Source organism: Spirosoma flavum (assembly GCF_042686045.1).
Classification (GTDB): Bacteria; Bacteroidota; Bacteroidia; order Cytophagales; family Spirosomataceae; genus Spirosoma; species Spirosoma flavum.
In genome coordinates this window covers 1-24,176 of sequence record NZ_JBHUOM010000003.1, presented here as the reverse complement: position 1 = coordinate 24,176, position 24,176 = coordinate 1, and the positions used below count along the sequence as shown (strand labels likewise).

The 24,176-nt window shown below is 46.8% G+C and carries 22 protein-coding genes and 1 pseudogene; 9 read left to right on the top strand and 14 right to left on the bottom strand.

Going from position 1 to position 24,176, the window contains the following annotated elements; all coding sequences use genetic code 11:
• Positions 1–9 precede the first annotated feature (9 nt).
• The 3 genes from ACFS25_RS12605 to ACFS25_RS12595 all read left to right on the top strand — a co-directional run bounded on the left by ACFS25_RS12605 (position 10) and on the right by ACFS25_RS12595 (position 3,232).
• Positions 10–657, top strand: a complete 648-nt coding sequence (locus ACFS25_RS12605) for a hypothetical protein (protein WP_381500997.1) — start codon at positions 10–12, stop codon at positions 655–657.
• A gap of 71 nt (positions 658–728) precedes the next feature.
• On the top strand, positions 729–1,535 hold the full coding sequence (locus ACFS25_RS12600; RefSeq protein ID WP_381500995.1) for a sugar phosphate isomerase/epimerase: 807 nt from the start codon (positions 729–731) through the stop codon (positions 1,533–1,535).
• A gap of 113 nt (positions 1,536–1,648) precedes the next feature.
• On the top strand, positions 1,649–3,232 hold the full coding sequence (locus ACFS25_RS12595) for a hypothetical protein (protein WP_381500992.1): 1,584 nt from the start codon (positions 1,649–1,651) through the stop codon (positions 3,230–3,232).
• Here ACFS25_RS12595 and ACFS25_RS12590 read toward each other — a convergent pair.
• Both ACFS25_RS12590 and ACFS25_RS12585 read right to left on the bottom strand, forming a co-directional pair.
• Positions 3,201–3,431: a DUF2905 domain-containing protein gene (locus tag ACFS25_RS12590; RefSeq protein WP_381500987.1), complete on the bottom strand. Its 231-nt coding sequence runs from the start codon at positions 3,429–3,431 to the stop codon at positions 3,201–3,203. The genes ACFS25_RS12595 and ACFS25_RS12590 overlap by 32 nt on opposite strands.
• A 270-nt stretch (positions 3,432–3,701) precedes the next feature.
• The gene (locus ACFS25_RS12585) at positions 3,702–3,866 is read right to left on the bottom strand and encodes a hypothetical protein (protein ID WP_381500984.1); all 165 of its coding nucleotides are present in this window, start codon (positions 3,864–3,866) and stop codon (positions 3,702–3,704) included.
• Positions 3,867–3,888: 22 nt separating this feature from the next.
• Between ACFS25_RS12585 and ACFS25_RS12580 the strand changes: the two genes are divergently transcribed.
• Positions 3,889–6,090: a DEAD/DEAH box helicase gene (locus ACFS25_RS12580; RefSeq protein WP_381500982.1), complete on the top strand. Its 2,202-nt coding sequence runs from the start codon at positions 3,889–3,891 to the stop codon at positions 6,088–6,090.
• A 78-nt stretch (positions 6,091–6,168) separates the two neighbouring features.
• Here the strand turns inward: ACFS25_RS12580 and ACFS25_RS12575 are convergent, their stop codons facing one another.
• The 3 genes from ACFS25_RS12575 to apaG all read right to left on the bottom strand — a co-directional run bounded on the left by ACFS25_RS12575 (position 6,169) and on the right by apaG (position 8,886).
• Positions 6,169–7,536: a monooxygenase gene (locus ACFS25_RS12575; RefSeq protein ID WP_381500978.1), complete on the bottom strand. Its 1,368-nt coding sequence runs from the start codon at positions 7,534–7,536 to the stop codon at positions 6,169–6,171.
• Between the two features lie 58 nt (positions 7,537–7,594).
• Entirely contained in the window at positions 7,595–8,419 is an 825-nt protein-coding gene (locus ACFS25_RS12570; protein ID WP_381500973.1) for an O-methyltransferase, read from the bottom strand.
• Positions 8,420–8,499: 80 nt separating this feature from the next.
• The gene (apaG, locus tag ACFS25_RS12565; RefSeq protein WP_381500968.1) at positions 8,500–8,886 is read right to left on the bottom strand and encodes a Co2+/Mg2+ efflux protein ApaG; all 387 of its coding nucleotides are present in this window, start codon (positions 8,884–8,886) and stop codon (positions 8,500–8,502) included.
• 144 nt (positions 8,887–9,030) lie between these two features.
• Between apaG and ung the strand changes: the two genes are divergently transcribed.
• Positions 9,031–9,696, top strand: a complete 666-nt coding sequence (gene ung, locus ACFS25_RS12560) for a uracil-DNA glycosylase (protein ID WP_381500964.1) — start codon at positions 9,031–9,033, stop codon at positions 9,694–9,696.
• Between the two features lie 70 nt (positions 9,697–9,766).
• Here the strand turns inward: ung and lepB are convergent, their stop codons facing one another.
• From lepB to ACFS25_RS12520, 8 genes are all read right to left on the bottom strand, one after another.
• Positions 9,767–10,939 carry a signal peptidase I gene (gene lepB / locus ACFS25_RS12555; protein WP_381500961.1) on the bottom strand — a complete coding sequence of 391 codons (1,173 nt, stop codon included), beginning with the start codon at positions 10,937–10,939 and terminating at the stop codon, positions 9,767–9,769.
• A gap of 135 nt (positions 10,940–11,074) precedes the next feature.
• On the bottom strand, positions 11,075–11,809 hold the full coding sequence (gene dapB / locus ACFS25_RS12550; RefSeq protein WP_381500958.1) for a 4-hydroxy-tetrahydrodipicolinate reductase: 735 nt from the start codon (positions 11,807–11,809) through the stop codon (positions 11,075–11,077).
• A gap of 83 nt (positions 11,810–11,892) precedes the next feature.
• Positions 11,893–12,759 (bottom strand): DUF5683 domain-containing protein, encoded by an 867-nt coding sequence (locus ACFS25_RS12545; protein WP_381500955.1) that lies wholly within the window; start codon positions 12,757–12,759, stop codon positions 11,893–11,895.
• Positions 12,760–12,827: 68 nt separating this feature from the next.
• Positions 12,828–13,748 carry a ParB/RepB/Spo0J family partition protein gene (locus tag ACFS25_RS12540; RefSeq protein ID WP_381500952.1) on the bottom strand — a complete coding sequence of 307 codons (921 nt, stop codon included), beginning with the start codon at positions 13,746–13,748 and terminating at the stop codon, positions 12,828–12,830.
• A gap of 59 nt (positions 13,749–13,807) precedes the next feature.
• A complete protein-coding gene (locus tag ACFS25_RS12535; protein WP_381500949.1) occupies positions 13,808–14,590 on the bottom strand; it encodes a ParA family protein in 783 nt (260 codons plus the stop codon).
• 153 nt (positions 14,591–14,743) lie between these two features.
• Positions 14,744–15,766, bottom strand: a complete 1,023-nt coding sequence (locus ACFS25_RS12530; RefSeq protein WP_381500944.1) for an SPASM domain-containing protein — start codon at positions 15,764–15,766, stop codon at positions 14,744–14,746.
• Positions 15,767–15,987: 221 nt separating this feature from the next.
• Positions 15,988–17,991 carry an alpha-amylase family protein gene (locus tag ACFS25_RS12525; protein ID WP_381500941.1) on the bottom strand — a complete coding sequence of 668 codons (2,004 nt, stop codon included), beginning with the start codon at positions 17,989–17,991 and terminating at the stop codon, positions 15,988–15,990.
• A 166-nt stretch (positions 17,992–18,157) separates the two neighbouring features.
• The gene (locus ACFS25_RS12520; protein WP_381500936.1) at positions 18,158–18,739 is read right to left on the bottom strand and encodes a hypothetical protein; all 582 of its coding nucleotides are present in this window, start codon (positions 18,737–18,739) and stop codon (positions 18,158–18,160) included.
• A gap of 106 nt (positions 18,740–18,845) precedes the next feature.
• On the opposite strand from ACFS25_RS12520, the gene ACFS25_RS12515 reads away from it, so the two are divergent.
• Together ACFS25_RS12515 and ACFS25_RS12510 are read left to right on the top strand one after the other, a co-directional pair.
• Positions 18,846–19,913 (top strand): Ldh family oxidoreductase, encoded by a 1,068-nt coding sequence (locus ACFS25_RS12515; RefSeq protein WP_381500933.1) that lies wholly within the window; start codon positions 18,846–18,848, stop codon positions 19,911–19,913.
• 49 nt (positions 19,914–19,962) lie between these two features.
• Positions 19,963–20,949 (top strand): aldo/keto reductase, encoded by a 987-nt coding sequence (locus tag ACFS25_RS12510; RefSeq protein WP_381500930.1) that lies wholly within the window; start codon positions 19,963–19,965, stop codon positions 20,947–20,949.
• A 71-nt stretch (positions 20,950–21,020) separates the two neighbouring features.
• Here the strand turns inward: ACFS25_RS12510 and ACFS25_RS12505 are convergent, their stop codons facing one another.
• Positions 21,021–21,710, bottom strand: coding sequence for a PepSY-like domain-containing protein (locus ACFS25_RS12505; RefSeq protein WP_381500927.1), 690 nt, complete (start codon positions 21,708–21,710; stop codon positions 21,021–21,023).
• A 336-nt stretch (positions 21,711–22,046) separates the two neighbouring features.
• On the opposite strand from ACFS25_RS12505, the gene ACFS25_RS12500 reads away from it, so the two are divergent.
• Positions 22,047–23,546: a circularly permuted type 2 ATP-grasp protein gene (locus ACFS25_RS12500; RefSeq protein WP_381500922.1), complete on the top strand. Its 1,500-nt coding sequence runs from the start codon at positions 22,047–22,049 to the stop codon at positions 23,544–23,546.
• Between the two features lie 133 nt (positions 23,547–23,679).
• Positions 23,680–24,176: pseudogene (locus ACFS25_RS12495) on the top strand (gliding motility-associated C-terminal domain-containing protein); the annotation flags it as partial.

Sequence of the window (24,176 nt, the reverse complement as noted above, 5' to 3'; positions counted from 1 at the left end):
AGTTAACCGATGCACACGGTTCTTATACTGACCAGTTTTTTCGGATTTCTTTGGAAGAGTACTTTTGGGCAGACCAATTATCCGGTCTTACCTGAAGCAGACTACTCGGTCTATACCGCGGTAGCTAATGATTTCTCGAAATGCAGCGACATTCAATATGCTTATCGCCAGGGCAATCTACTATTTGTCAAGTCTACTACCGAGGAGAAAAGCAAATATGGGTTTCAATTCAACTTTGTAAAGGCAGAAGAGCAGTTATCCTTTTTGACACGGCCCCAAGCAACGTTTTACAAAGAGCCGAGTTGGAAAACATTCATCGCTTCTGTTGACACCAATCAGTTTATCAAATACGAGATCAGTCATCCTCTCGAATTAAGATGCCGTAAGAATGAAATGTGGTCGCCCAAAATGCAGGATTATTATTTTAGTAAGGAGAACCATCTGAATCGAGGCTTCTATACGCTAAGAAATGACTACAAGAATTTTGGAGATATTATTAGCTTTTCCAAAGTTGCTTATTCCACAGACAGGCAAAAAGCCTTGTGTTATTATTCTGAAAGAAGCGATGGTAAAGCAGGAGCGGGTTACTTGGTTTTCTTAGAAAAAAAAGAAGATACCTGGACAGTAGTAGGAGCTGCCACGTTATGGATGTCATGAGAAGCCACTGAACGCAATTTTCCAGCCATTTTTCTACCATCTTTTATCAAATAAACTAAGCCCTAAAAAACGTGAAAACTATCTTCTTTTGCCCGTTCTGGGGCATGGAAAACCTTTCTTACACGGAAGCCGCCAAACGTGTAAAAAGTGCCGGGTACGACGGTATGGAGATTTCTGCCGGACCTGACAAACGCAACGAGGCCGTACAGGTTACCCACGATAATGGTCTCGAATTAATTCTAATGGCTTTTGGGGAGGGAAGTAATTTTTCGGAACACAAGAAAAAGTACCACGATGATTTGCTTAACATTGCCTCCTACAAACCGCTGTTTATTAATGCTCATACGGGTCATGACTATTTTACATTCGAGCAAAATGCCGAGTTAATTCAACTGGCAATGGATGTGCAAAAACAAACAGGTGTCCGTATTCTGCACGAAACGCACCGGGGCCGTTTTTCCTATAGTGCACCTGCCATTCAATATTACCTGCTTAAACTTCCTGAATTGCGCCTGACAGCCGATTATTCGCACTGGGTCAACGTAGCCGAGTCATACCTGACCGATCAGGCTGAAAACGTAAATCGCGCGATTGCCGTTAGTGATCATATTCATTGTCGGGTGGGTCACCCCCAAGGACCACAAGTGAATGACCCACGGGCGCCAGAATGGAAAAATGCTCTCGAAACTCACGCCAAATGGTGGGATGCTATCCGCAACCGGCTACAAAAAGCGAACGCCCCCATTCTGACGGTTACCTGCGAATTTGGTCCGGCGGGTTATCTGCCCACATTGCCTTACACACAGCAACCCGTAACCAGCCAGTGGGATGTGAATGTATTTATGAAAGATTTTCTTAAAAAACGCTGGCAAGCATAACGGTATACCCCCAAGCAAGAGTCTCCGTCACGAGGTATGATTTTTGTTAGCTATTCTCATTAACTTCGTAAAGCGTACTTTGTAACGGGCCATCTGCTGGCAAACCCAACTATATGCTTCGTATCCTATACCTATTTTGCCTGCTGTTTTTGGATATTGGGCTTCTACCAGTGCGGGCGCAATTGGCGCAGTCATTGCGTATTGAAATTCCATCTGATCCGGATAAGGCCGAAGCATTTGACGTAACACCCCTGGCTGAACGGGGTTTATTGATGACAATCAGGACCGGCAGTTTTCTTGACAACACCCCTATCAAACTCAGTTTTCAGAAGTACGACGTCAATCTGAAACGACTTTGGCAGACAGAATTTAAGCAGGATATTAAATTTAAGCCAGTATCAACTTACGATACTGACCAGTATGTATATCATCTCTTTCGTGAATACGACACGGGGCAATTCCAGTTTTTGCGGCTACACCTCGACGATGGCGTGATTGATACCTTTGACGGTAACCTACTCGACCAGTTTGATGTGCGCCAGTTTAAGGTCATGGGTAGTCAGGCTTACATAGGTGGTTATCACCACGGTCGCCCGGTTGTAGTAGCCTTTTCTTTCTTCGACCGTACAATGAAAGTGCTTCCCGGTATGTACGTCAATCATATGGAGATCAGCAGCCTAGAACTCGACGAAGCCCGACAGGAAGTGAATGTACTAGTGCATTCGATCAGACGTCGTTGCAAGTTTTCGATACGAACTTATAATTATGATAGTAAACTCCTGCGAACAGTAGATTTCGATGGTGCTAAAAACAGCCTGATTTCAGGGAAGCTGTTACCTGTCAATCAACATGAATCGTTGTTAGTCGGAAACTACTCCACCGATTGTACGCCTTACTCGCAGGGTATTTACGTGACGCGCATCCATCACGGGGACTCGGTAAATACCCTCGCCAATGAACCAATCAATACGATCCAATATATTGAGTTCTCGCAACTTCAGAATTTCTTTAATTACTTAAAACCACAGCGTCAACAAAAACTGCTTGCACGGGCGCAGAAGAAAAAAGACGAAGGCAAAGATTACAAATTTCGCTACAAATTGCTGGTACATGACCTGAAAGTTACACCCGACGGCCTCACCCTTGTAGCCGAAGTATATTACCCACAATACCGGGGCAATACACTTGCCTATGGCGGCTATCTGCGTGGAACCGACCGTTACGAGGGTTTCCGTTACACACATGCGTTCATTTGTGGTTTCGACAAGCAAGGTAAACTCCTGTGGGACAACTGTTTCCCTATCAAAGAACTTCTCAGCACCGATCTAACGGAGATGGTACAGGTCTCGCAGCAAAGTGATCGGATAATACTCGCTTACCCAAATGATGGCGAAATCACGACAGAAGTAATTCAGGGTAGCAAAATTTTAAAAGAAAGCGAAAAATTTAAACTGCGAACGAATGCCGAGAATGAAAAAGTAACATTCTCAACACAAGATAATTTGATGGCCTGGTATGGTCGTCACTTTCTGGCTTGTGGCTTTCAAAAAATAGCTGCGTCAACGAAGGCGACCGTGCAGCGCGACGCAGTTCAGCGCGAAGTGTTTTACCTGAACAAACTAACCTATAGCGAAGAAAATCAGGGAGCTAAATCTAGCCAGGCTACTATCCGAAAAAACGACGGATCAGAGCGATAAGCAGGTTTAGTAGTATACTTACCACAATACAGGTCACAATTGGAAAATAGAATCCTCCACCGTTTTTACCGTCAATCCGAACATCACCGGGTAAACGACCCAACCAACTAAACTTATCACCAAAGAAGTAAATAACAATACCAACAAGCACGATCATCGCGCCAATAAGAATGATAGACTTTCCGAATGTAGGTGTCATAAGGTGAAATATGCACGAGGCCCGTACAATAATGTAACGAATATCCTAGACAGTCTATTTCTCAGATAAATACAATATATATAAGCATACACTTGCTTTCTGATTAGTTTATCCTTACTTTTGCACCAGATTTTACAAGCGACATCCGTCGCGTCTCTGTTTCTCTCCTTTTTTACGCGTTGAGTTAGGTCTGACAGAGCTTATGTACGGATGTACAAGATGGGTTTTCTGTGTGGACGTCCCGCCGTGAGCGGGACACTTGCGCGTGGGCTAATAGTCAATCGGTCGATCCGGTTCGTTGTCTTTATCCCCCTTGAAAAGGTTTGGGGGTTGGTGGTCCTGGTTGGGTCGTTGGGGCAGCTTCGTTCGTTGGGCAATTTTCACATATATCGCGCCGTTCACCGGCACACACTCGTCTTCGCTTGGATGATTCATTTATTTAATCATTTCCAAGTTAATGAAAACGAAAACAACCAAATCAGTTGATCAGGATGATCTTCTGGACATTGAAAAAATAGCCATGGAAATGGCCGCTAGTGCGGGTGCTCCAGCCGACGCTATAGTTACTGAACCTAAAACGGCGAAAGTTCCTAAGAAGAAAGTTGCGAAAGATGCAGTTGAATCAGCTACCGAAACATCGTTCGATGATTCATCAGCTGAAATTATTGCTGAAGGTTTTGCCGACAAAGTTGTCATCGTTGCTGATGAACCACTTGTAACGGCTGAAGAAACGACAACTACTGCCACAAACACCCCCGCTGCTGAACAACCCGTAGCTACCGTGTTAGACCACCCTAAGGTCGATCCAAATCAGGTATTATTTTCCAGTTTAAATATTTCTGCCGAAATACTACAGGCTGTTACGGATATGGGCTTCGTTAGCGCATCGCCAATTCAGGCTGAAGCTATTCCGCCAATCCTGGCAGGTCGCGACGTAATTGGACAAGCACAAACCGGTACCGGAAAAACAGCCGCGTTCGGTATTCCAGCACTGGAATTGATTGATGTTCAAGATCGTTCGGTACAAGCGCTTGTCCTTTGCCCAACCCGTGAACTGGCTGTGCAGGTATCTGAAGAGATCCGTAAACTCGCCAAACATAAGCGTGGAATACGGATTGAAGCCATTTACGGTGGTGACTCTATCGAGCGGCAAATTCGCTCGCTCAAAAGCGGTGTGCATATTGTAATTGGTACACCTGGCCGCGTTATGGACCACATGGAGCGGAATACGCTCAAACTTGGCAACGTTAAGATGATGATTCTTGACGAAGCCGACGAAATGTTGGACATGGGTTTCCGCGAAGACATTGAGAGCATTTTGGAAGAGATGCCCGAAGAACGGCAGACAATCCTGTTCTCGGCTACTATGTCGAAGCCGATTCTACAGATCACCCAAAAATTCCAAAAAGATCCAGTGTTGGTGAAAGTTGTCAAGAAAGAATTGACAAACACGAACATTGAGCAGGTCTATTTCGAAGTAAAACCGAAGGCTAAAGTTGAGGTAATGTGCCGTTTGATCGACATGTATGACCTTAAACTACTGCTGGTTTTCTGTAATACGAAACGCAAGGTGGACGAAATCGTCGAAGATCTGCAAATCCGGGGCTATCAGGCCGAAGGGTTACACGGTGATCTACGCCAGGCGCAACGTAATAATGTGATGAGCAAATTCCGCGCGGGCACAACCAGCATCCTGGTAGCTACCGACGTAGCTGCTCGTGGTATTGATGTTGATGACGTAGATGCTGTTATTAACTTCGATATCCCTCTTGACGAAGAATATTACGTACACCGTATTGGCCGGACGGGCCGCGCTGGCAAATCGGGCCGGGCGTTCTCGTTTGTCGGTCGGGATGAGAAATACCGTTTCCGCGAAATTCAGACTTATACGAAAGTTAAGGTTGATAAAGGGGTGATTCCATCCTTTGAAGATATCGTTGGTGTTCGCAAGGCTCGTTTCATCGAACAATTGCAGTTAACAATTCAGGAAAGCAAAGACCTGAACCTATATGGTGATTTATTGACGCAACTACAACACGCAGGTTTCTCGACCGAGCAGATTGTAGCCGCCTTAGTGAAACGCAGCATGGGTCTGGAAAAGAACGAATTTGCCGACCAGAACCTTAATCTGGAAGACGACCGTCGGAGTGGCCGCGACAAGTTTGCGGAACGAGGACGGGGTGAAGGAGCCGGACGTTTTGAGGATCGTCGGGGTGGTTCGAGTTCACGATTTGAAGACCGCGATGGCCGGGGTAGTCGTAATGACGCACCAAGCCGGGGTGGTTCACGATTTGGTGACCGCCGTAACGACGGACCGGAGCGTCCACGATTCAGCGACCGTAGCCGGTCTGAAGGACCGGAACGAGGTGATCGTAAGCCAGCTTTTGAGCGTGATGATCAACGGGCTCCTCGTGAGCGTGAGGCCAACATGACCCGCCTAATGGTAAGCATCGGCCGACAGGACTTTGTACGACCAGGCGACATTGTAGGCGCCATTGCAGGTGAAGCTAACATTCCGGGCAACAGCATTGGTAGCATCGATATCTTCGACAAGTTCACGTATGTTGACGTGCCGAAAGATGTAGCCAAACTTGTTGTTGACGCTATGGAAGGTAATACAATAAAAGGTCGCCGGGTGAATATTGAAGTAGCCCGATAATCGTTATTTTGAATTATAAAAAAGGCCAGTAAGTTTGACTTACCGGCCTTTTTTATTGAGATAGAGCAAAAGAAATTATTATTCCTCGTAATAATAACCAAAGATAATCCCCATTTCGTCCTCGCTTGTCAAGCCGAAACTAATTGCTTTACCAGTAGTATTATTGTACGTAATTTCAGATATCAGACCCTCTCCTTTTTGTAGGTCAATGGGCGTTTTGAAGGTAATAATATCAGGGTGCTCCCAATCTGTAGAGGTGTAGACAACTTCACCATTACGGCTGCCACCCATAATTTTAATAACGAACTTCTCCCCCGACTTGTGCATGTGAGACGTTAAGGTTAATACCTTACGAGCCTTATTAAAGGCGAATGACTTCGTTAGCGTTACACGCCCATTGGCCGGAATAGTGAGGTTCGTGTTGCTTAAATCCAGCGTTTGAACCACGTGCTGCACCGTCGATTTATCGACCGTATAGAGATTAATCTGCGCTTCGCCTTTCATCACTGTACTTGTTTTGTTGACAAAATGTGAGTTTAGATCAAAGGAAGCCCCCGCCGGAATAAGCAATGCGGCACCTTCGGGAAAAACATAATCCTGATATTGCGCCTGCGAACCAGCCAGATAAACATGATTCGACATAGTAAGGGCAGTCGTTATGTTCAAAGAATTGTCCGCATTACGAAGGTCCCGAATGTCATTCAGATTTGGTAACGAGCTTTTGTTACGAAAATCATAGGCTACAAAATGGTGGCTGCCACTCCGCATCTTGGTTTCATAGCGATTCACGTAAACATCTTGCGTATTACCAACCATTCGACGCGTGAATAACTCACGCTCAAAGCTTGGCTGTATATCAAACGACGGAATTGCCATCTGAAAACCCGTTCCGGCTGCTGGTACAGGCAACGACTCAAAAGTAGAATTTGTAACTGTTTTGTTATCTAATAATGTCGTTTCAGTAACGACACTACCCGTCTTGGGAGCACCAGCCTCAATCCATCGCCGGACAAACTCAATTTGCCCATCAGGTAATAGTGTCCCGCCCAGCGGCATTGGATTCCCATACTGCTTCCCGGTGTGATGACTGGCAGAAATATTAAGTTTGTGGTAGAGTAAACTTTCCAGCGACGCAAAGGCTTTCACCCGCTTAAGACCGTCGGTTTTGGCATCGCTATTTTTCGGATCAACTCCCACCAAATTTTGATACGCTACACCCTCGGCCAGCACTAGCCCATGCTGGAAAAATGTAGCGTCCTTTTCCGATAAATGACAACCCGACGTGGCACAGGAAGGTGTCAGAATTTTTTGCTGAATTAAGTCGAAAGAAGCTAGTTCTGTTGGTGCAGGCGAATCGGTATTGGTCTTTGTACAGGATACCACATTCAGCGATAAAGCCGCCAGGCCAACAGTCAGGCTTAAGCGGCTATAATTCAGGACGTTCATACGTAGTTTATGGGCAGAAAAGCCCTTGGAAAGGTACTATAATTTACCTTTATTTTCATCAAAAACGTAAGATAAAATCCTGCTTCGGTTGCTCCTGGCGAAAGAATACCAACCCTACCCAGAACAAATCAATGGTTAGAGTAACACTCGGATGGTTTTTAATATACGCCCACGCCTGCTCCATCTCATCCGACCAATGAATATCGTCAAAGACAAAGACCGTATCATTGTGAATATTGGTTAAACAGGTCTCGAAATACCGAACAGTTGGTTCGTATCGGTGATTGGCATCAAAAAAAACGAAATCGACTGGGTCAAGAGCCGCAATTTTTGACGCTAATGTTTCGTCTAAATTGCCAACAACGATATCTATATTCCGAATACTTAATCGCTCGAAATTCTGACAGGCTACAGTAGACGTTTCAGGGCAGCCCTCAAAAGTAAGCACATGACCACCATAAGGCTTAGTGGCTTCGGCCAGATAAGCCGTTGTCATGCCCAGCGAGGTGCCTAAATCAACAATGGTTTTTGCCTCAAACTTCTGAATCAGACGGAACAATAATCGTCCGAAGCGAGCCGGCTTTTGCGAGTTGCGGGCAATATCACCAATAGTTCGTTGCCGGGATGTGTTCACTTTAGAACCGGCTATTTGTGGCGCAGCCCCTCGTGACCCGGCCTTTCGTGACCCGGCCCCATAATCGGCAATTGTAATTAACTGGCGACTTTTACGAAGTTCTTTTCTCAGTGTCCGTATAGGCGTAAACAGCGCTTTCGAGCTATTTTTTGCCCGAATAACCTGAGTATATAACGAAAAAAGAAACGGAGAATGTAGCGAATGTTCGTCGCGGGCGCGACTCAAATAACGAAGATAGGCAAGCAACAAAAAGAGTTACAGTTTATGATGTGTAATGTCCGGATTTACCAATACAATTTACCGTACCAGTTCTCTTGAACAATCGTCTATCAGTTCAGTTTATATGGAACTACCATTGTGAATTCCGGAATACTAATACGAAGTTGTTTCCCGTCAATAATGCGTTCGACAAGGTATGTACCCGCCATTTTTCCAATGCTCGATCGCAGGTTACAACCTGACACGTATTCGTGCACTTCGCCCGGCTCAAGCACGGGTTGTAAACCAACGACGCCCTCACCTTCAACTTCTCGAACGGTACCATTCGAATCAAAAATCAACCAATGGCGTCGAAGCAATTGGATGGTATAATCGCTGGCATTTTCGATCGTAATCCGGTACGTAAACACGTAATGGGCCTGGAGCGGACTAGAGTAATCAGACTGATACTCGGTCTTCACGCTAACTTTCACGCCTTCTGTGACTGACGAAACCATAAATTTAGTGTCGTTTTGCAACCTTAGAACGAAAAATAAGTTGATTAGTTTTGTTACGCAAGTACCACCCTTAAAAAATTTTCTGAGGGCGGTTTCTGGCGTTTGTAGGCGTATAATGCCGAATCACTCTTATCAGTTCCCTTCATGAATGTATCCATTGCCGAATCTTGGCAAAATCCGCTGCAATCCGAATTTAATAAACCCTATTTTGGCGAACTAGCCCAGTTTCTACGACAGGAGTATAGTACACAGCGGGTGTATCCACCTGGCCGTTTAATGTTCAATGCGTTCAACACATGCACTTTTGAGGATACCCGCGTTGTCATTCTCGGACAAGACCCTTATCATGGCGAAGGGCAGGCGAATGGTTTGGCCTTTTCCGTCGCGGACGGCATCACCAAACCACCTTCGTTAGTCAATATTTTCAAGGAAATTCAGGACGACTTAGGCAAGCCCGTTCCAAAATCAGGAAACTTGGAACGTTGGGCCAGTCAGGGTGTTATGCTCCTCAACTCCACACTTACCGTTCGTGCCGGACAGGCCGGTTCTCATCAGGGCAAAGGCTGGGAGGAATTTACGGATGCCGTTATCAAATTGATTTCGGCGGAGAAACAGAACATTGTTTTTATGCTTTGGGGTGCCTACGCGCAGAAGAAAGGAGCGGTAATTGACGGCAAAAAGCACTTGGTTCTGAAAGCAAAACACCCTTCGCCAATGGCGGCCAATTATGGGGGTTGGTTTGGCAACAAGCATTTCAGTCAGGCAAATACCTATTTGGAAAGCAAAGGGCTGGCACCGATAGAATGGTAATCTTCAAAAAAGGGAAGGGTGAAAAGAGAACCAACTTGTAGTTCTCTTTTCACCCTTCCCCTTTTTTTCTTTAGTCAATCGTTCTAAATAATCGGTTCCAGCGAATTTTGTTCCAGATATTGGCCGGGTTAGGATCTAACGACATCCAGACAAACACGGCTTTACCCACGATATGATCTTCGGGAACAAAGCCCCAAAACCGCGAATCGAGCGAGTTGTCCCGGTTGTCACCCATCATGAAATAATAATCCTGTTTGAATGTATATGAGGTAATGGGCTGACCACCAACTTTAATAGCCGTAGGGGTTACTTCTACCTTTTCATTCCCCTCATACAATTCAATTACCGGACTATAGAGAGCAATCGTTTGGGGATTTATCTGAATCGTCGCGCCTTTCTTTGGGAGTGTTATAGGACCGAAGTTATCGTGGTTCCATTTGAATGTCGGCGCACCATAGATCATAGGAGACATCTCGCCCGGCTTATCAGACATCGGTTCAATGCCTTTTACGAAATCAAAGCCTTTAAATTTGGCAATTACATCCTCCGTTGTGTTAAGGCTGTACCCAACCATCGCCGAGGTTTTCGTCGAATCGTTATACTGCTCCAGTGGTTTCCAGTTTTCAGTCGGCTGGCTTGGATCGCGGTAATCATTGACTATACCATACTTACGGAAAAAATTCGCGTCAAGTACTTCTGTCGTTTTTATAAAATATTTCTGCTCCGAGCGGGGGGGGGTCGGAAATGGTTTCCCGTTCACAAATACCTGGCGTTGCCGAACTTCCAGAACGTCGCCCGGAATACCGATACACCGTTTGATATAATTGGTTTTCAGATCGACAGGATAATCAATATTATCGTTAAGGTATTTAGGCGGCACATTAAAGACGACTACATCGCCATTTTTAACGTGTGTAAAGCCTGGCAACCGGTATGAAGGCAATTGAATGGCCGTGCTGTATGAAGGAATATCAGTTCCCCAAATTTTCTGGTGCGTCAGCGGCACTTGCAGTGGTGTCCGGGGTGTCCGGGTGCCATAATGCAGCTTACTCACGAATAGAAAATCACCCACCATCAGGCTGTTTTCCATCGAAGGTGTTGGGATGGTAAACGCTTCCATGAACAACCAGCGAATGAGCGTAGCCGCCACAACGGCGAACAAAACGGAATCGAACCACTCACGAATGGGCGATTTCTTAGCGTTGACTGGTCTCGTTTCGACCTTCGTTTGAGTTATTGACACGTTAATTCTATTACTAATATGACGTATTATACTACTTTTCGTTGCGAAATTACAAATATGGATTCGTTTTAGCTTAACCGCTTGTCATTCATAATTACTTCGGTCATGCCGTTGACTCAACTGGACAGTCCGGTTTTAATTGCCCAGGAGATCATCCATCCCAAATATACCCTCACGACCAACGATCCATTCGGCGGCTACAACGGCACCAACGGCAAAACCCTGACGGCTGTGCGCGGTATGTGTAATCTCAATTTGGTCAACGTCAGAATCATACCGAACAGTATGCGTACCAGGTACGGTTCCTTCCCGTAACGACTCAATTTCGATTGCATCCTCACCCACGGGCGATGCATCATTACCGGCTTCGTTGCTTATCCAACGGTGTTTGGTCGGCAAGTGTTCCATTACCCCTTCGGCCAACGTAATGGCGGTGCCACTAGGGGCATCTTTCTTTTCGGTATGATGAATTTCAGTCATCGAAACATGGTATGATGGATAGTTTCGCATGAATTGCGCCAACGTTTTATTCAGCCGGAAGAACAGGTTAACGCCGATACTGTAGTTAGACGCATAGAAAAACGCACCTTTTTTGTTTTGGCATATAGCCTCAATATCAGCCCGACGGCTGAGCCAACCCGTTGTGCCGCTGACCACTGGCCAACCGCGCCCCAGAGAATAAGTGATATTTTCAGCTGCCGATTCAGGTGAACTGAATTCAATGACAACATCTACATCGTCGGGTTCGAGATTTGTTAAATCAGTGTAGTTGTCGGCATCAATGCGGCCTGCAATCTGGTGACCCCGATCGAGTGCAATCTGCTCGATAGCCTTTCCCATTTTGCCATAGCCAAGAAGAAGAATATTCATAGTCAGAAGTTGACGCTATAAATTAAGCACGGCGACTAAGTGATTCTACTCTAGATCGTATTACTCAATGTATATTGTATACTTTATTTAAATGTGAACGCTACCCGAACGGCTGGAACAAAACCCACACCGACCACGGGTAATACATTGGGTTCGACCTGCATCGAAATATCGTCGGTTAAATCAAATGTTTTTAAATGGGCTGCCACATTGGCTTCAACAATATTGATTGCCCACAAAACACCAGATAAGAGGAGATTCAGATCCCGATAGCGACGAAATGTATCGTAGGCATTTTTTGCGTTTGCAGAGGTACGAAAAACGACTTTGTTATCGGAAAAAGGGCTTACGCCAATCAACACCTCCGTTACGGGTATATATTGAGCTGGAGTTGTGATAAATCCGCCTAAAATATAAGAGGGAAACAAATCGGTGTTGAGCTTAGCTTCAAATGTCTGGCCTATAGTAAAAAGGCCATCAGTTGCTCTATCGCCGTAAAGTAAGCGTCTGTAACCAACTTCAGCTTCTTTAGCCAAACCGCGATATTTCACAAACAAATAGCCCATTACGCCAAAACCAATGTAGATAAAGGGCATTTTATAATATTGTCGATTGTAGGCCTGTCCCAATCCGGGTAACATCAACGACCGCATTGTGGCCTCTCTAGGAATGATTTTATGAATTGCGGCTTCTTGCCTGGCCGTTACGCGGATAGTATCCGGTTTATCCAGCGAAGTTGAATCATCATCGGTTAGTACCGATCGCCCAACCCGAATCCCGTTTCGTTGTACCGACGCTGGAATTGTGTCCATTGCGGAAAGCGATTGTCGGGTCGAATCGATGGCAGCAGGTGTTGGAGCGGGATTAATAGCCGGACGCTGTGCAAACGCAGTAGGAAAGAATGCGATGAACAACAGCGCTATACTAAGTAAGATGAAAGACGGTTTCATGCCTACACAACGGCTCGAAGCCCTTCTTTCAGTCCGCTTATTCACCCTTTTAAGGTAATTTAACACGGTTATGCTTGCGAGTTCAGCACTTCCAGGATTTTGGTTAACTCTTCCTGAGAGGTAAATGGAATCTTGATTTCACCCTTGTGTTTTTCGTCAGCTTTTATGGATACGCGGGTGCCAAACAAAGACGATAGTTTGAACTGAAGGCTACGCAGTTCCTGCTTAGGCAGTGTAATACGCCGGGTAGACACGAGTTCGTGGGCATCATCCGATAAATTCCGAACCGCTTCTTCTACCTTCCGCACCGACCATTCTTCGTCAACAGCCTTTGCAAAAAGCCGGATTTGCGTATCCGGATTTTCGATGTTGATAATAGCACGGGCGTGGCCCATCGAAATTTTATTATCGCGCAGCGAAGCCTGAATAACAGGCGGCAGTTTCAGCAGCCGGATGTAGTTGTTAACGGTCGTGCGGTTCTTACCAACACGTTCGCCCAGTTCTTCCTGTTTCAGACTACATTCGGTAATAAGTCGTTGGTAGCTGAGCGCAATTTCTATGGCGTTAAGGTTTTCACGCTGAATGTTCTCAATCAGGGCCATTTCCAGCATTTGCTGGTCATTAGCCGTCCGAACATAAGCAGGAATATGGGTTAGTCCGACGATTTTAGACGCTTGCAAACGCCGTTCGCCCGCAATAAGCTGATACCGCTCTTTGCCCAACTGCCGAACCGTAATTGGCTGAATAATTCCCTGTGTCCGAATCGAGTCGGCCAGATCCTGAAGCGCTTCTTCGTCGAAACGTGTTCGAGGCTGAAAGGGGTTTGTTTCAATCAGCGTTAAGCTGATTTCAGTCATCGTGCTGATGGACTCAAATGGCGACGGTTTCGACTGCCGATTAACCGATTCGCTATCTTGCAGCAATGCACCCAAGCCGCGGCCCAGTCCTATCATCTTCTTATTTGGTGCTTTGGTGTTTGCGTTGTCCATACCTGTAATGCGGGCGAGAACCCGCTTTGTTGGTAGATATTACGAGTTTGCCACCCGTATTACACTTCCTGCGGCATCATGCCATTCTTAATTAGAATTTCTCGGGCTAGATTTAGGTAACTGACAGCCCCTTTACTATCGGCATCCTGTGCCAGAGCGGGTACGCCAAAGCTGGGCGATTCACTCAACCGAATATTACGCGGAATGATCGTACTGAAAACCATCTGCTGGAAATGGCTCGTTACTTCACCAACTACCTGATTCGACAACCGGACACGCAGATCATACATCGTTAGCAAAATACCTTCGATGGCTAGATTTGTGTTGAGCCGCGACTGAATAATTTTGATCGTATTGAGCAATTTACCCAAACCTTCGAGCGCAAAATATTCGCACTGGACCGGAATAATAACCGAATCAGCGGCTGTCAGGCTGTTAATCGTAATCAAACCAAGAGACGGTGAGCAGTCAATGATAATGAAGTCATACTGATCGCGAATGCTATCGAGTGTGGTTTTCATCTTATCCTCCCGGTTCTGGAGGTTAATCATCTCAATTTCAGCACCAACAAGATCGATATGCGACGGCAGCAAATCCAGATTCGGAAAATCCGTTTGGATAATAGCGTCCTGAGGGCGAACGCCCTCAACCATACATTCGTAAATGCTATTCTCTATTTCTTTCGGATTGTAACCCAGCCCCGACGTAGAATTCGCCTGTGGGTCAGCATCAACAATGAGCGTCTGAAATTCGAGGGCGGCCAAACTGGCGGCTAAGTTGATTGTCGTTGTAGTTTTACCTACGCCCCCCTTTTGGTTGGCGATAGCAATGACTTTACCCATGGGTCTGTGCGTTGCAGACCCAAAGATGCTGGTTAGTTTCCATGAATGCAAGAACTGTTTCACGGAATGTTCCACAAAAGCAGAAAGAAGCCTTAGTGCGCTGAAAGAGAGAATTCGATTACAATACGTATTAGCTCGTTAAGCTCTATATATTTAGGCCCATACTTTAGTTCCTTCGGTGCAGTTGCGGCACATCTCAATCTCAGAGCGCGACCGGAGCAGTGTTTTTCGAAAATTGGTATAAGCCGGACCATGCCATAGTTCGGTAAACGATTGGGTCTGAAGGTCGCCAAGTCGATGATGCGCATCTTTGTCGAAGCAACAAGGAACCACAAGGCCATCCCAGGTAATCACGCAGGAGTGCCACATTTTCCAGCAATGGTCACCGAAACCGTTTTTTATACGATACGTACCATCAGTCTGGGGGGCATAACGGCTGTATTGGTCCAGCGTCGGAATCAGATCGGAGCCGTGTTCGTAGTCATAAATTTGGGCGGTTTTCAGGCCCACCTCATCGACGCCTAATTCTCGGGCCAATTTTTCAACTTCGGCAATCTGGTGTTCATTGGGTTTTACAACCAGAAATTGAAAGACAACGTGGGGTGTCCGGGATTTCAATTCTTTTTTCCAGCGAAGGATATTCTTCGTTCCCTCGAGCACTTTTTCCAGCTTCCCTCCTACCCGATACTGCTCATATACTTCCTGCGTGGTACCATCAATCGAAATAATTAATCGGTCAAGGCCCGACTCAACCGTCTTTCGAGCGTTGGCATCCGTGAGGTAATGGGCATTGGTGCTCGTGGCGGTATAGATGTTTCGGTCCGTAGCGTAGCGTACTAAATCCAGAAACTGCGGATGCAGATAGGGCTCGCCCTGGAAGTAAAAAATCAGATAAAGCAGTGTCTCGTGCAGTTCGTCGATGGTGCGTTTGTAAAGATCTTCGCCAAGCATCCCGGTTGGGCGTGTAAATGACCGCAGACCGCTTGGACATTCGGGGCAGCGCAGATTACATGAAGTCGTCGGCTCAAACGACACCGACATGGGCAATCCCCGCTGTGCCGGGCGGCCAGTTTGTTTCGAGATGTAATAACTCGACAATACCTTTAGCGCATTGGCTACCCGCTTGGGTGTCAGTTTAGAGGCAAAATTAAGGCCGTCGAGCAGATTGCGATTCATACGAGCAAAGGTAAAGCCGAAACTTCTACCGAAATATCTTTTTCAACTCAATCGAAATATCATTGGTTGGATCGGTGAGGATGCTAGTGTAAAAAAACTAATCCGGCATCCATTTTATTTCAGGAAATAGACTCAGACCTGGCTTAGTTAGGAGCACTGCTTCCATTGCGTTGACTGACTCAATTTCCTGAAATATACTAAAAAGCATGTGTGTTGAGAATCTATGACAGCCTGTAAACCCGGCAGCCTTCTTCCTCAAAAACGACCTCTCCATCCATGATACCCACAACTTTTTTAGGCAGTTTCCCCGTCATACTAACCGCAAAAACGTAGCCGGTTGGCTCAGTATGCGTCCAGACAAGATAATCCGCTTTGCCCATCGAATCTGCGCGGGGGGCCACCAGCCAGCGGGTTTCTTTTCCGACGATGTCCAGCCAAATACTTTCGGCAAACACGCGCATCCGACCAATGGCAGCAAATTGGTCAGCGTTTTGACCCCAGATAAATGGACCGTGTGTCACCTTATCAGGCTGGCGGTCGTCTTCAATCTGAAAAACGTACAGTTTCGTATATTCTTCGTTAAGACCGCGCTGTTCGTGCAGATTTCGCACCTCGAAACCAAGTCCCACATAGCTGGGCATGTCGGTTAGAAATAGGGCGGTAAAATAACGGAACAAATTGCCCATACGGTAAAACTCATCGAAACGTGGGTCATCTTTATCGGCACTCATTACCGTAAAGTTCGGCGCAAATCGGCAGGTTTTCAGGTAATCAATATAAGCCGAAAATTGACGCTTGAATGTTGCCGACCCAACAACCATCGACTGTAAATCGCCGAGGGTAGAATCGGCTTCGATGGCTTCCAGATGATCGAGCTCGTTGCCGTACCCCATTGTATCAGGCGGAGCCAAGAACGTTTCGGCGAAAAACGCATAATGAGGCACACCGCTGGCTTGTACGTATTTTTTTATGGCCAGCAACGGGTCATAAAATTCATCTCGTATAGCCGGAACGCCCTCGGGTCGTAACTGCACATGCGCCATATCGCCCCGCATGAAATCGAAGCTATATTTTTGCTGGCAATCCCTAACGTTACGACATATATAATTCCAGGCCGGAACGTTTGGCCGGTCAAAATCAAGTTCCCAATTTTGGTTACTGTCTTTCGAGTCATAGAACCGATACCGCGCCAATGGGCCAAACACCCGCGACATAGCTTGTGGCTTATCGAAAGCATATTGATACCAAACCTGCCCGAAATCGTCCAGAACAAAATCATTGGGATCGATATGTAGACCACGATAAGGCGGTGCCATTGTCATGGGCAATGTCTCCAGGCCCTGCGCCGTGAGGTGCCGAATAAGGGCCAACCGACGTATTAGGCGTCCGCCATAATCATGTGGATAGCCGAATAATATACGCTGACGTTGCTCGTCGGTCAGGCTGGTGCCTCCGGCCATTGTTGGATCGGCTGCAAAAAAAGCGTCTTTTGTGAAGGTTAACGGTGTCCCGTCGGCAGCCCCGGAAAACTTAAGAAATTGCCAGATAGCTTCCTCAGCGTAGCGATACACCAGGTTAGAATGGTCGATTAAAGTAGCCGGATTACCTCCTTTCTCGTCGCGCTGGACCCACTCAAACAACGAAGGACAGGTTAGTACCATCTCTGAAAAACGGTCTGTGTGCGGAATAACATCCATGCCAACCGTTCGGCCCGTAGCATGGAGCAAATTCGTAACCACTTTAAGTTGTTTTTCGACCGAGTCGAGAGCAGGGACGAAGCGGGCCAGTTCGACATCGAAAAACTCCGGATTAATCTGCCAGCTCACCATGCCATACAAGCTTCCAACCACACCCGGCTCCCAGATAGGTAAAAAGTGAATACTATCGTGACTGGCCGGTAAAGTCAGGGTATAACTGATAATCTTCCAGAATGAGCCAATGGTTCGAACATTGACTCCAACCATATTACTACGCTTCAACCACGAACCATCTGGGTAAATTCTGGCCGGACTTTCAATGGTTTCGGCAGGGTCCAAGGCCCGACGCAACGTTTCGTTACCGAGTCGTTTATACAGGATTTCCAGCGTCTGATAAACTGAAAACTGCACGGCGGTCTGAGGCAGTAAGTTCGGTATAAACGACGAACGACCCGATTGATAGTCCTCCGTGTAGGTAGCATAATTCTGATACCAGTCAGCTTGCAGATTGTCGATGGAGGTTGGCATAGGACAAATGTAAAACGGTTTTCATAAAACCAACTACCCTTCCTTTTGTGTCATTTTGACACGGAGTGTCTGGTTTTAGACGAGATTTTCTCCCTGATAACAACTCTTCCCAATCGACGATTGTACGGTCCAGAACCAGACTAGCTTCATACTACTGTTTAGCGTATCAATACGTTCGCAATACTTTCAGGCGGTGATTTTTATTGATGCGAATATGGGGGTTACTAATAACGTGGAATAATAATCCACTCAGGACCAAGGTACCTACGACGGGTAACGTATTGGTGTAGAAACCTCGGTTATTTATTACATCGGCTAATAAATAAACGCCCCCGGCAATGGGGAAAAGTGTGCCTGCCGCCGTAATGAACGGGATTCGGCGGTGTAAGTAAATCTTTTGTACTTCGTCAACACGGAACGTTACAGGTTCATCACGGTTCATCACCTGGTTAGCCATTAACACACTAAACGTACTATCGGTTACATCATAAACTTCTTCACGGTATTTCTCGTCCCGGGCTTTGAAATGTATCTCATCGCCGATAAAAAAACGATATCGCTGAAAGCCCCCCAAAAGATGGTTAACGTCGAAAGCGAGGTAGCGGGAGGGGCGTATTAAAGCCGAGTAAGCCGGGCCTTTGCGTTGCAGGAGTTGTTCGGTGGTGAGCGTATCCTGTGGTTGGGCAATGGCATACTGTCCAATGAATACAAAAACCAGAATAAACAACGATTGGAATAAAGACTTCATAGAGCGAATAGTTGAACTTGCGTCTAATTAACATGAAAAATTAGGTAGCTGGTCCATTTTTTAGAAAAATTTAACCCATTCGCTAAGTGTTGGCTAATTTGCGGCCATGATTACCGCTAGCCAACTCCGAACGTTTACCAAACAAATTTTTATAGCCATCGGCTGCTCTGAAACCGATGCTCGTTTAGCCGCCGATGTCCTCGTCAGCGCCGACCTTCGGGGAGTCGATTCGCACGGAGTAGCGCGTTTACCGGGCTATGTCCGACTTTACGACAATGGGCGCATTAACCCGAAACCACACATTCGCGTTGTTCACGAAACGCCATCCACGGCGGTGGTTGATGGCGACCGGGGTCTGGGTCTGGTTGTTGGTCCCTGGGCCATGCAGGTGGCTATTGAAAAAGCCCGCATTGCCGGAACCGGCTGGGTAGCCGTGCGCAATTCCAACCACTTCGGCATTGCAGGGTATCACGCCTTATTAGCTGCGGAGCACGACATGATTGGCCAAGCCATGACCCACGCGGCTCCGCTCGTGGCACCCACGTTTTCGCTGGATAAACTCTTAGGAACCAACCCCATTGCCGTAGCGATTCCGGCGGCTACCGAACCGACATTTTTGGCCGATTTTGCCTCAACGGCTGTGGCTTACGGTAAACTCGAAATTCTGCAACGCAAAGGGCAGGATGTACCGCTTGGCTGGGCGCAGGATGCTGAGGGTCAGCCGACAACCGACGCCAATGCTATCCGAAATGGCGGTGCACTGCTTCCTCTCGGCACCGACCGCGAACACGGTTCCCATAAAGGCTACGGGCTGGGGGCTATTGTCGATATTTTTTCGGGTGTACTGTCCGGCGCAAATTATGGCCCCTGGGTACCGCCCTTCGCCACGGCGGGATTCATGCAGGTTGACGAAGGCGTCGGTATGGGCACAGGGCATTTTTTCGGGGCGATGCGTATTGACGCTTTCCGCCCCGCCGACGAGTTTAAAGCGCACATGGATACATGGATTCAGCGGTTTCGACAGGCAAAAGCGATTGAGGGCAAGCGGGTCTTGATTCCTGGTGATCCCGAACGAGAAATGGAAGCGGAACGACTCATCAACGGCATTCCTGTAGTCGAACCAGTCGTAAAAAGCCTGGAAGAGCTTGGCGAACGGTTTGGGATAAAATTGTGAAAACCTATGTAGCGTGGATTCCTATCCACGCTACACTAATCAAATCTATATGCAGTACCGAAAACTTGGTAAAACCAACTTTAACATTTCCGAAATTAGCTTAGGCACCTGGCAGGTAGGCGGCAAGTGGGGCGACCCCTTTAGCCACAAGAATGCCGACCATATTCTTAACGCAGCCGTTGACGCTGGCATTAACTTTATCGATACGGCGGATGTATATGGTGATGGTGAAAGCGAGAAAGCCGTCGGGCGACTTGTGCGCTCGCGATCCGAACAGATTTACGTGGCAACCAAGTGTGGCCGTCGCCTGCAACCGCACACGAATGAACTATACAAGCCGGATACGCTCCGCAAGTTTGTTGACGATAGCCTACGGAATATGGGGCTGGAAACCCTCGATCTGATTCAACTTCACTGTCCGCCTACCGAAGTATATTACCGACCAGAAATTTTCGAGCTATTTGACCGCTTGAAAGACGAAGGAAAAATTCAGAATCTTGGGGTTAGCGTTGAAAAAGTAGAAGAAGGATTAAAAGCAATTGAATTTCCGAACGTGACGACGGTGCAGATCATTTTCAATATGTTTCGGCAACGGCCCGCAGAATTATTCTTTACCGAAGCTCATCGGCGCAATGTGGGCATTATTGTTCGAGTACCCCTGGCAAGTGGTTTACTGACGGGCAAATTTAGTACAGATACGACGTTCTCAGCTGACGACCACCGGAATTTCAACCGACAGGGCGCAGGTTTTGATAAAGGCGAAACGTTTTCTGGCGTGGATTATGAAACAGGGCTGTCGGCTGTCGATGAGTTACGAACCGTCTTTCCGGAGGATACAAACTTAGCACCCGATGCGCTTCGCTGGATTCTAACATTCGATGCTGTGAGTTGCATCATTCCCGGTGCATCAAAAACAAGCCATCTGACGTCAAATCTGCAAGCTATCGACCGACCGGCTCCTTCGCCGGAACAAATGGCTGCGGTAAAGACGATATATGACGAACGTATCAAAAACCCAGTACATTATCTGTGGTAATCATTATTACTGCAAAAGACCCAGCTAGTAGGCCGGGTCTTTTGCAGTAAACTCCAATACAGAAAAGCAAATTACTTACCTGCGAAAGCCTTCTTAAACGTGCCATCGGAGCCGAACAGTAGCAACACATGTTTCTTATCCGACGTTGTGATAACGACCACATAATCAGTGGATTTTTTCTCCTGCGATGCTTTGTCTATCGTAGCTCCTGCATAGTTGGTACTGATGTAAGATGTGATAGCGGCTGGCAGGCTCGATACGGCCACTGTTGTCAGGTCAGGACCTTGTCCTGGACGAGGATGATGGGCAGAATCACCAACAGATGGTTTAGGATGATTGGCCGAGTCACCAGGCATATGGTGTTTAGCTGAATCGCCGGGCATGTGATGTTTGGCCGAGTCGCCGGGAGCATGTCCAGCTTTGATATCAGCTTCTTTCACAAATGTACCATCGGCTTTAAACAGCAGCAGTTTAACCACGCTATTTACCGTAATAGCCACTACATAATCACCTTTAGCATCTTTCAGCGCTTCCTTAACAGTTGCACCAGCATAGTTGGTACTGATATAAGTAGTAATGGCGGCTGGCAGACTCGTCACATTCACCGCTGTCAGGCTATGCGGGCCGGTAAGCGATGTGCTCACTACCCCACCCGATCGTGCTGCGGCATCCGCAGTGGTAGGGTCAACTGAGTTATTGTTACACGCATTCAGGCTCACCACCAAGGCAGCCAGGCAACTAAGCACAAGCAGTGTTTTCATAAGAGTATAAGTGGTTTTGTTGAAAAAATAAAAGGGCAACATAAAGTGTAATCAGGCTCGTTTTCGGGCACTGATGTCTGTACGTGCTAAGTATAAATACTGTTGCAGTGGCAAAAGAAAATAAGTAAAATCGGGCACACTGACTCAACAAGGCCCCTCTATATTAAAATAAGGTAAACCGTTTATGGGTAGTCTCCGGTAGAAAAGAGCTACGAAGTCATAAAGCCTACCTAACAAGACCGTACGATTTTTTACTTTTACAGTGCTTTCTTTGTATATTCTACGAGCCAACCCGATTCTGTTTGGCAATTCAGCTACGTTACAATATATTGTTCCATGAAAAAACAAAACGCCCGCCAATCGCAGACACTCAAGGGAATGACTCAGTCACAAGGTCAGGCCAGCGCCAATTTTTCGTTCAGCGATTATCAGACTGAAAACTTTTTTGATGAGATGTTTGCCAGTGAGATGCAGGTAAGGGCGGGGTATATTCCTTTCCAGCATCGCGTTGAGCAACTTACCCGAGAGGATCTTATTGGGCGACAACATGCAGCCGAACGTGCTTTGATGAGCATGGGCATTACATTTAATGTCTACTCAGAAGGCGAAGGCACCGAACGCATTATGCCGATTGATATTATTCCGCGCATAATCGAGTCGGCAGAATGGGACCGGCTCGAAGCGGGCCTTATCCAGCGGATAAAAGCCATTAACATGTTCCTCGACGATGTTTATAACGAGCAACGCATTCTAAACGACGGGGTTGTACCGCGCGACCTCATTGAGTCCAGTAAATCGTTTTTGCCAGCCTGCCTGGGCGTTAAACCCCCAAAAGGAATTTGGTGCCACATTACCGGTACCGATCTTATCCGGGGTGAAGACGGGACGATGATGGTCCTTGAAGATAACCTTCGCTGTCCATCGGGGGTATCTTACATGCTCGAAAATCGTGAGCTTAACAAGCAGACTTTCCCTGAGGTACTGGCTCAAACGGGTGTTCGACCCGTATCGGATTATCCGACCCGGTTGCTTCAAATGCTCCAGTTCATTGCCGACCGACCTAACCCAACGGTGGTCGTCTTGACGCCGGGCATTTACAACTCAGCTTATTTTGAGCATTCTTATCTGGCTCAACAGATGGGTGTCGAGTTGGTTGAAGCCCGCGACTTGGTTGTGTCAGGTGGTTATGTTAAGATGCGTACTACAAAAGGATTTCAGATTGTGGATGTCATCTACCGACGTATCGACGACACATTCTTAGACCCTAAAGCATTCAATCCTGATTCCATGATTGGCGTACCGGGCATATTTGAAGTCTACAAAAAAGGCCGTGTGGCCCTGGCCAATGCTCCCGGCACAGGGGTAGCTGACGACAAGGTAATTTATGCCTACGTGCCCCGCATTATTGAATACTATCTGGGCGAAGAGGCCATTATTCCAAACGTCAAAACGTATATCTGTCGTGAAGAGGATGACTGCCAATATGTGATGGAGAACATTGAGAAGTTGGTTGTTAAGGAAGCCAACGAAGCCGGTGGATACGGTATGCTTATTGGGCCGAAAGCTACGCCTGAAGAGCATGAAGAATTTCGTCAGAAAATCAAGGCAAATCCTCGCAATTACATCGCCCAGCCAACTATTTCGCTTTCACGAGTACCCTGCATCGTGGGCGACCACGCCGAAGGTCGCCATGTAGACTTACGTCCGTATATTCTCTACGGTGATGGTGTGAACGTTATTCCCGGTGGTCTCACACGCGTAGCCTTACGCAAAGGTTCTCTCGTAGTTAATTCCTCGCAGGGAGGGGGTGGTAAAGATACCTGGGTTTTGTATTAAGGCAGCAAAACACTAAGTCAGCGGTTAATAGTGACTATGGAAAAGCAATACGCTTGTCTTGACCACTATTAACCGCTGACTTAGTCTATATAGGTTTCCTCGTTGAAAGCGTTGTAGCTGAAAGGGAAATTCTATGCGATTCGTTTACATAATTGGGCTGATAAGTCTTTTTTTAAGTGCTCTTTTATGGCCCACCGTTAGTCGGGCCTCCCATGTACGGGCGGGAGAAATTACGACTAAACGAATCTCCCAAACTTCCCTGACTTACGAAATTACCTTTACCGCTTACTTTGACGAAACGCCCGGAGGTGGCAAAAATGCGGCTAACGAAGCCAATGAATACACCATATGTTTTGGCGATGGGACGACGGAAGTTGTCAGGCGGAGTAAGCGATCTTATATTAACAGCAACACATCCTCCATAGATATTTACAAAACTGTTCATACCTATCCCGGCCCAGGGTCCTATACCATCGGTATCACGGTAGTAAATCGCAATAAAAACACGATTAACCTCCCACCAGCTGCTACATCCGACAATCTTCCGTTCTTTGTTTCGACGACGATTCTGATCAACGCGGCCCTGCTGACCAACTCCACCCCCGTCATGCTCAACCCACCCCTGGACTC

Coding starts and splice junctions, on each gene's coding strand:
- ACFS25_RS12605 (WP_381500997.1), top strand. CDS start 10: ATGCACACGGTTCTTATACTGACCAGTTTTTTCGGATTTCTTTGGAAG.
- ACFS25_RS12595 (WP_381500992.1), top strand. CDS start 1,649: ATGCTTCGTATCCTATACCTATTTTGCCTGCTGTTTTTGGATATTGGG.
- ACFS25_RS12590 (WP_381500987.1), bottom strand. CDS start 3,431: ATGACACCTACATTCGGAAAGTCTATCATTCTTATTGGCGCGATGATC.
- ACFS25_RS12585 (WP_381500984.1), bottom strand. CDS start 3,866: ATGAATCATCCAAGCGAAGACGAGTGTGTGCCGGTGAACGGCGCGATA.
- ACFS25_RS12580 (WP_381500982.1), top strand. CDS start 3,889: ATGAAAACGAAAACAACCAAATCAGTTGATCAGGATGATCTTCTGGAC.
- ACFS25_RS12575 (WP_381500978.1), bottom strand. CDS start 7,536: ATGAACGTCCTGAATTATAGCCGCTTAAGCCTGACTGTTGGCCTGGCG.
- apaG (WP_381500968.1), bottom strand. CDS start 8,886: ATGGTTTCGTCAGTCACAGAAGGCGTGAAAGTTAGCGTGAAGACCGAG.
- ung (WP_381500964.1), top strand. CDS start 9,031: ATGAATGTATCCATTGCCGAATCTTGGCAAAATCCGCTGCAATCCGAA.
- dapB (WP_381500958.1), bottom strand. CDS start 11,809: ATGAATATTCTTCTTCTTGGCTATGGCAAAATGGGAAAGGCTATCGAG.
- ACFS25_RS12545 (WP_381500955.1), bottom strand. CDS start 12,759: ATGAAACCGTCTTTCATCTTACTTAGTATAGCGCTGTTGTTCATCGCA.
- ACFS25_RS12540 (WP_381500952.1), bottom strand. CDS start 13,748: ATGGACAACGCAAACACCAAAGCACCAAATAAGAAGATGATAGGACTG.
- ACFS25_RS12535 (WP_381500949.1), bottom strand. CDS start 14,590: ATGGGTAAAGTCATTGCTATCGCCAACCAAAAGGGGGGCGTAGGTAAA.
- ACFS25_RS12530 (WP_381500944.1), bottom strand. CDS start 15,766: ATGAATCGCAATCTGCTCGACGGCCTTAATTTTGCCTCTAAACTGACA.
- ACFS25_RS12525 (WP_381500941.1), bottom strand. CDS start 17,991: ATGCCAACCTCCATCGACAATCTGCAAGCTGACTGGTATCAGAATTAT.
- ACFS25_RS12520 (WP_381500936.1), bottom strand. CDS start 18,739: ATGAAGTCTTTATTCCAATCGTTGTTTATTCTGGTTTTTGTATTCATT.
- ACFS25_RS12515 (WP_381500933.1), top strand. CDS start 18,846: ATGATTACCGCTAGCCAACTCCGAACGTTTACCAAACAAATTTTTATA.
- ACFS25_RS12510 (WP_381500930.1), top strand. CDS start 19,963: ATGCAGTACCGAAAACTTGGTAAAACCAACTTTAACATTTCCGAAATT.
- ACFS25_RS12505 (WP_381500927.1), bottom strand. CDS start 21,710: ATGAAAACACTGCTTGTGCTTAGTTGCCTGGCTGCCTTGGTGGTGAGC.
- ACFS25_RS12500 (WP_381500922.1), top strand. CDS start 22,047: ATGAAAAAACAAAACGCCCGCCAATCGCAGACACTCAAGGGAATGACT.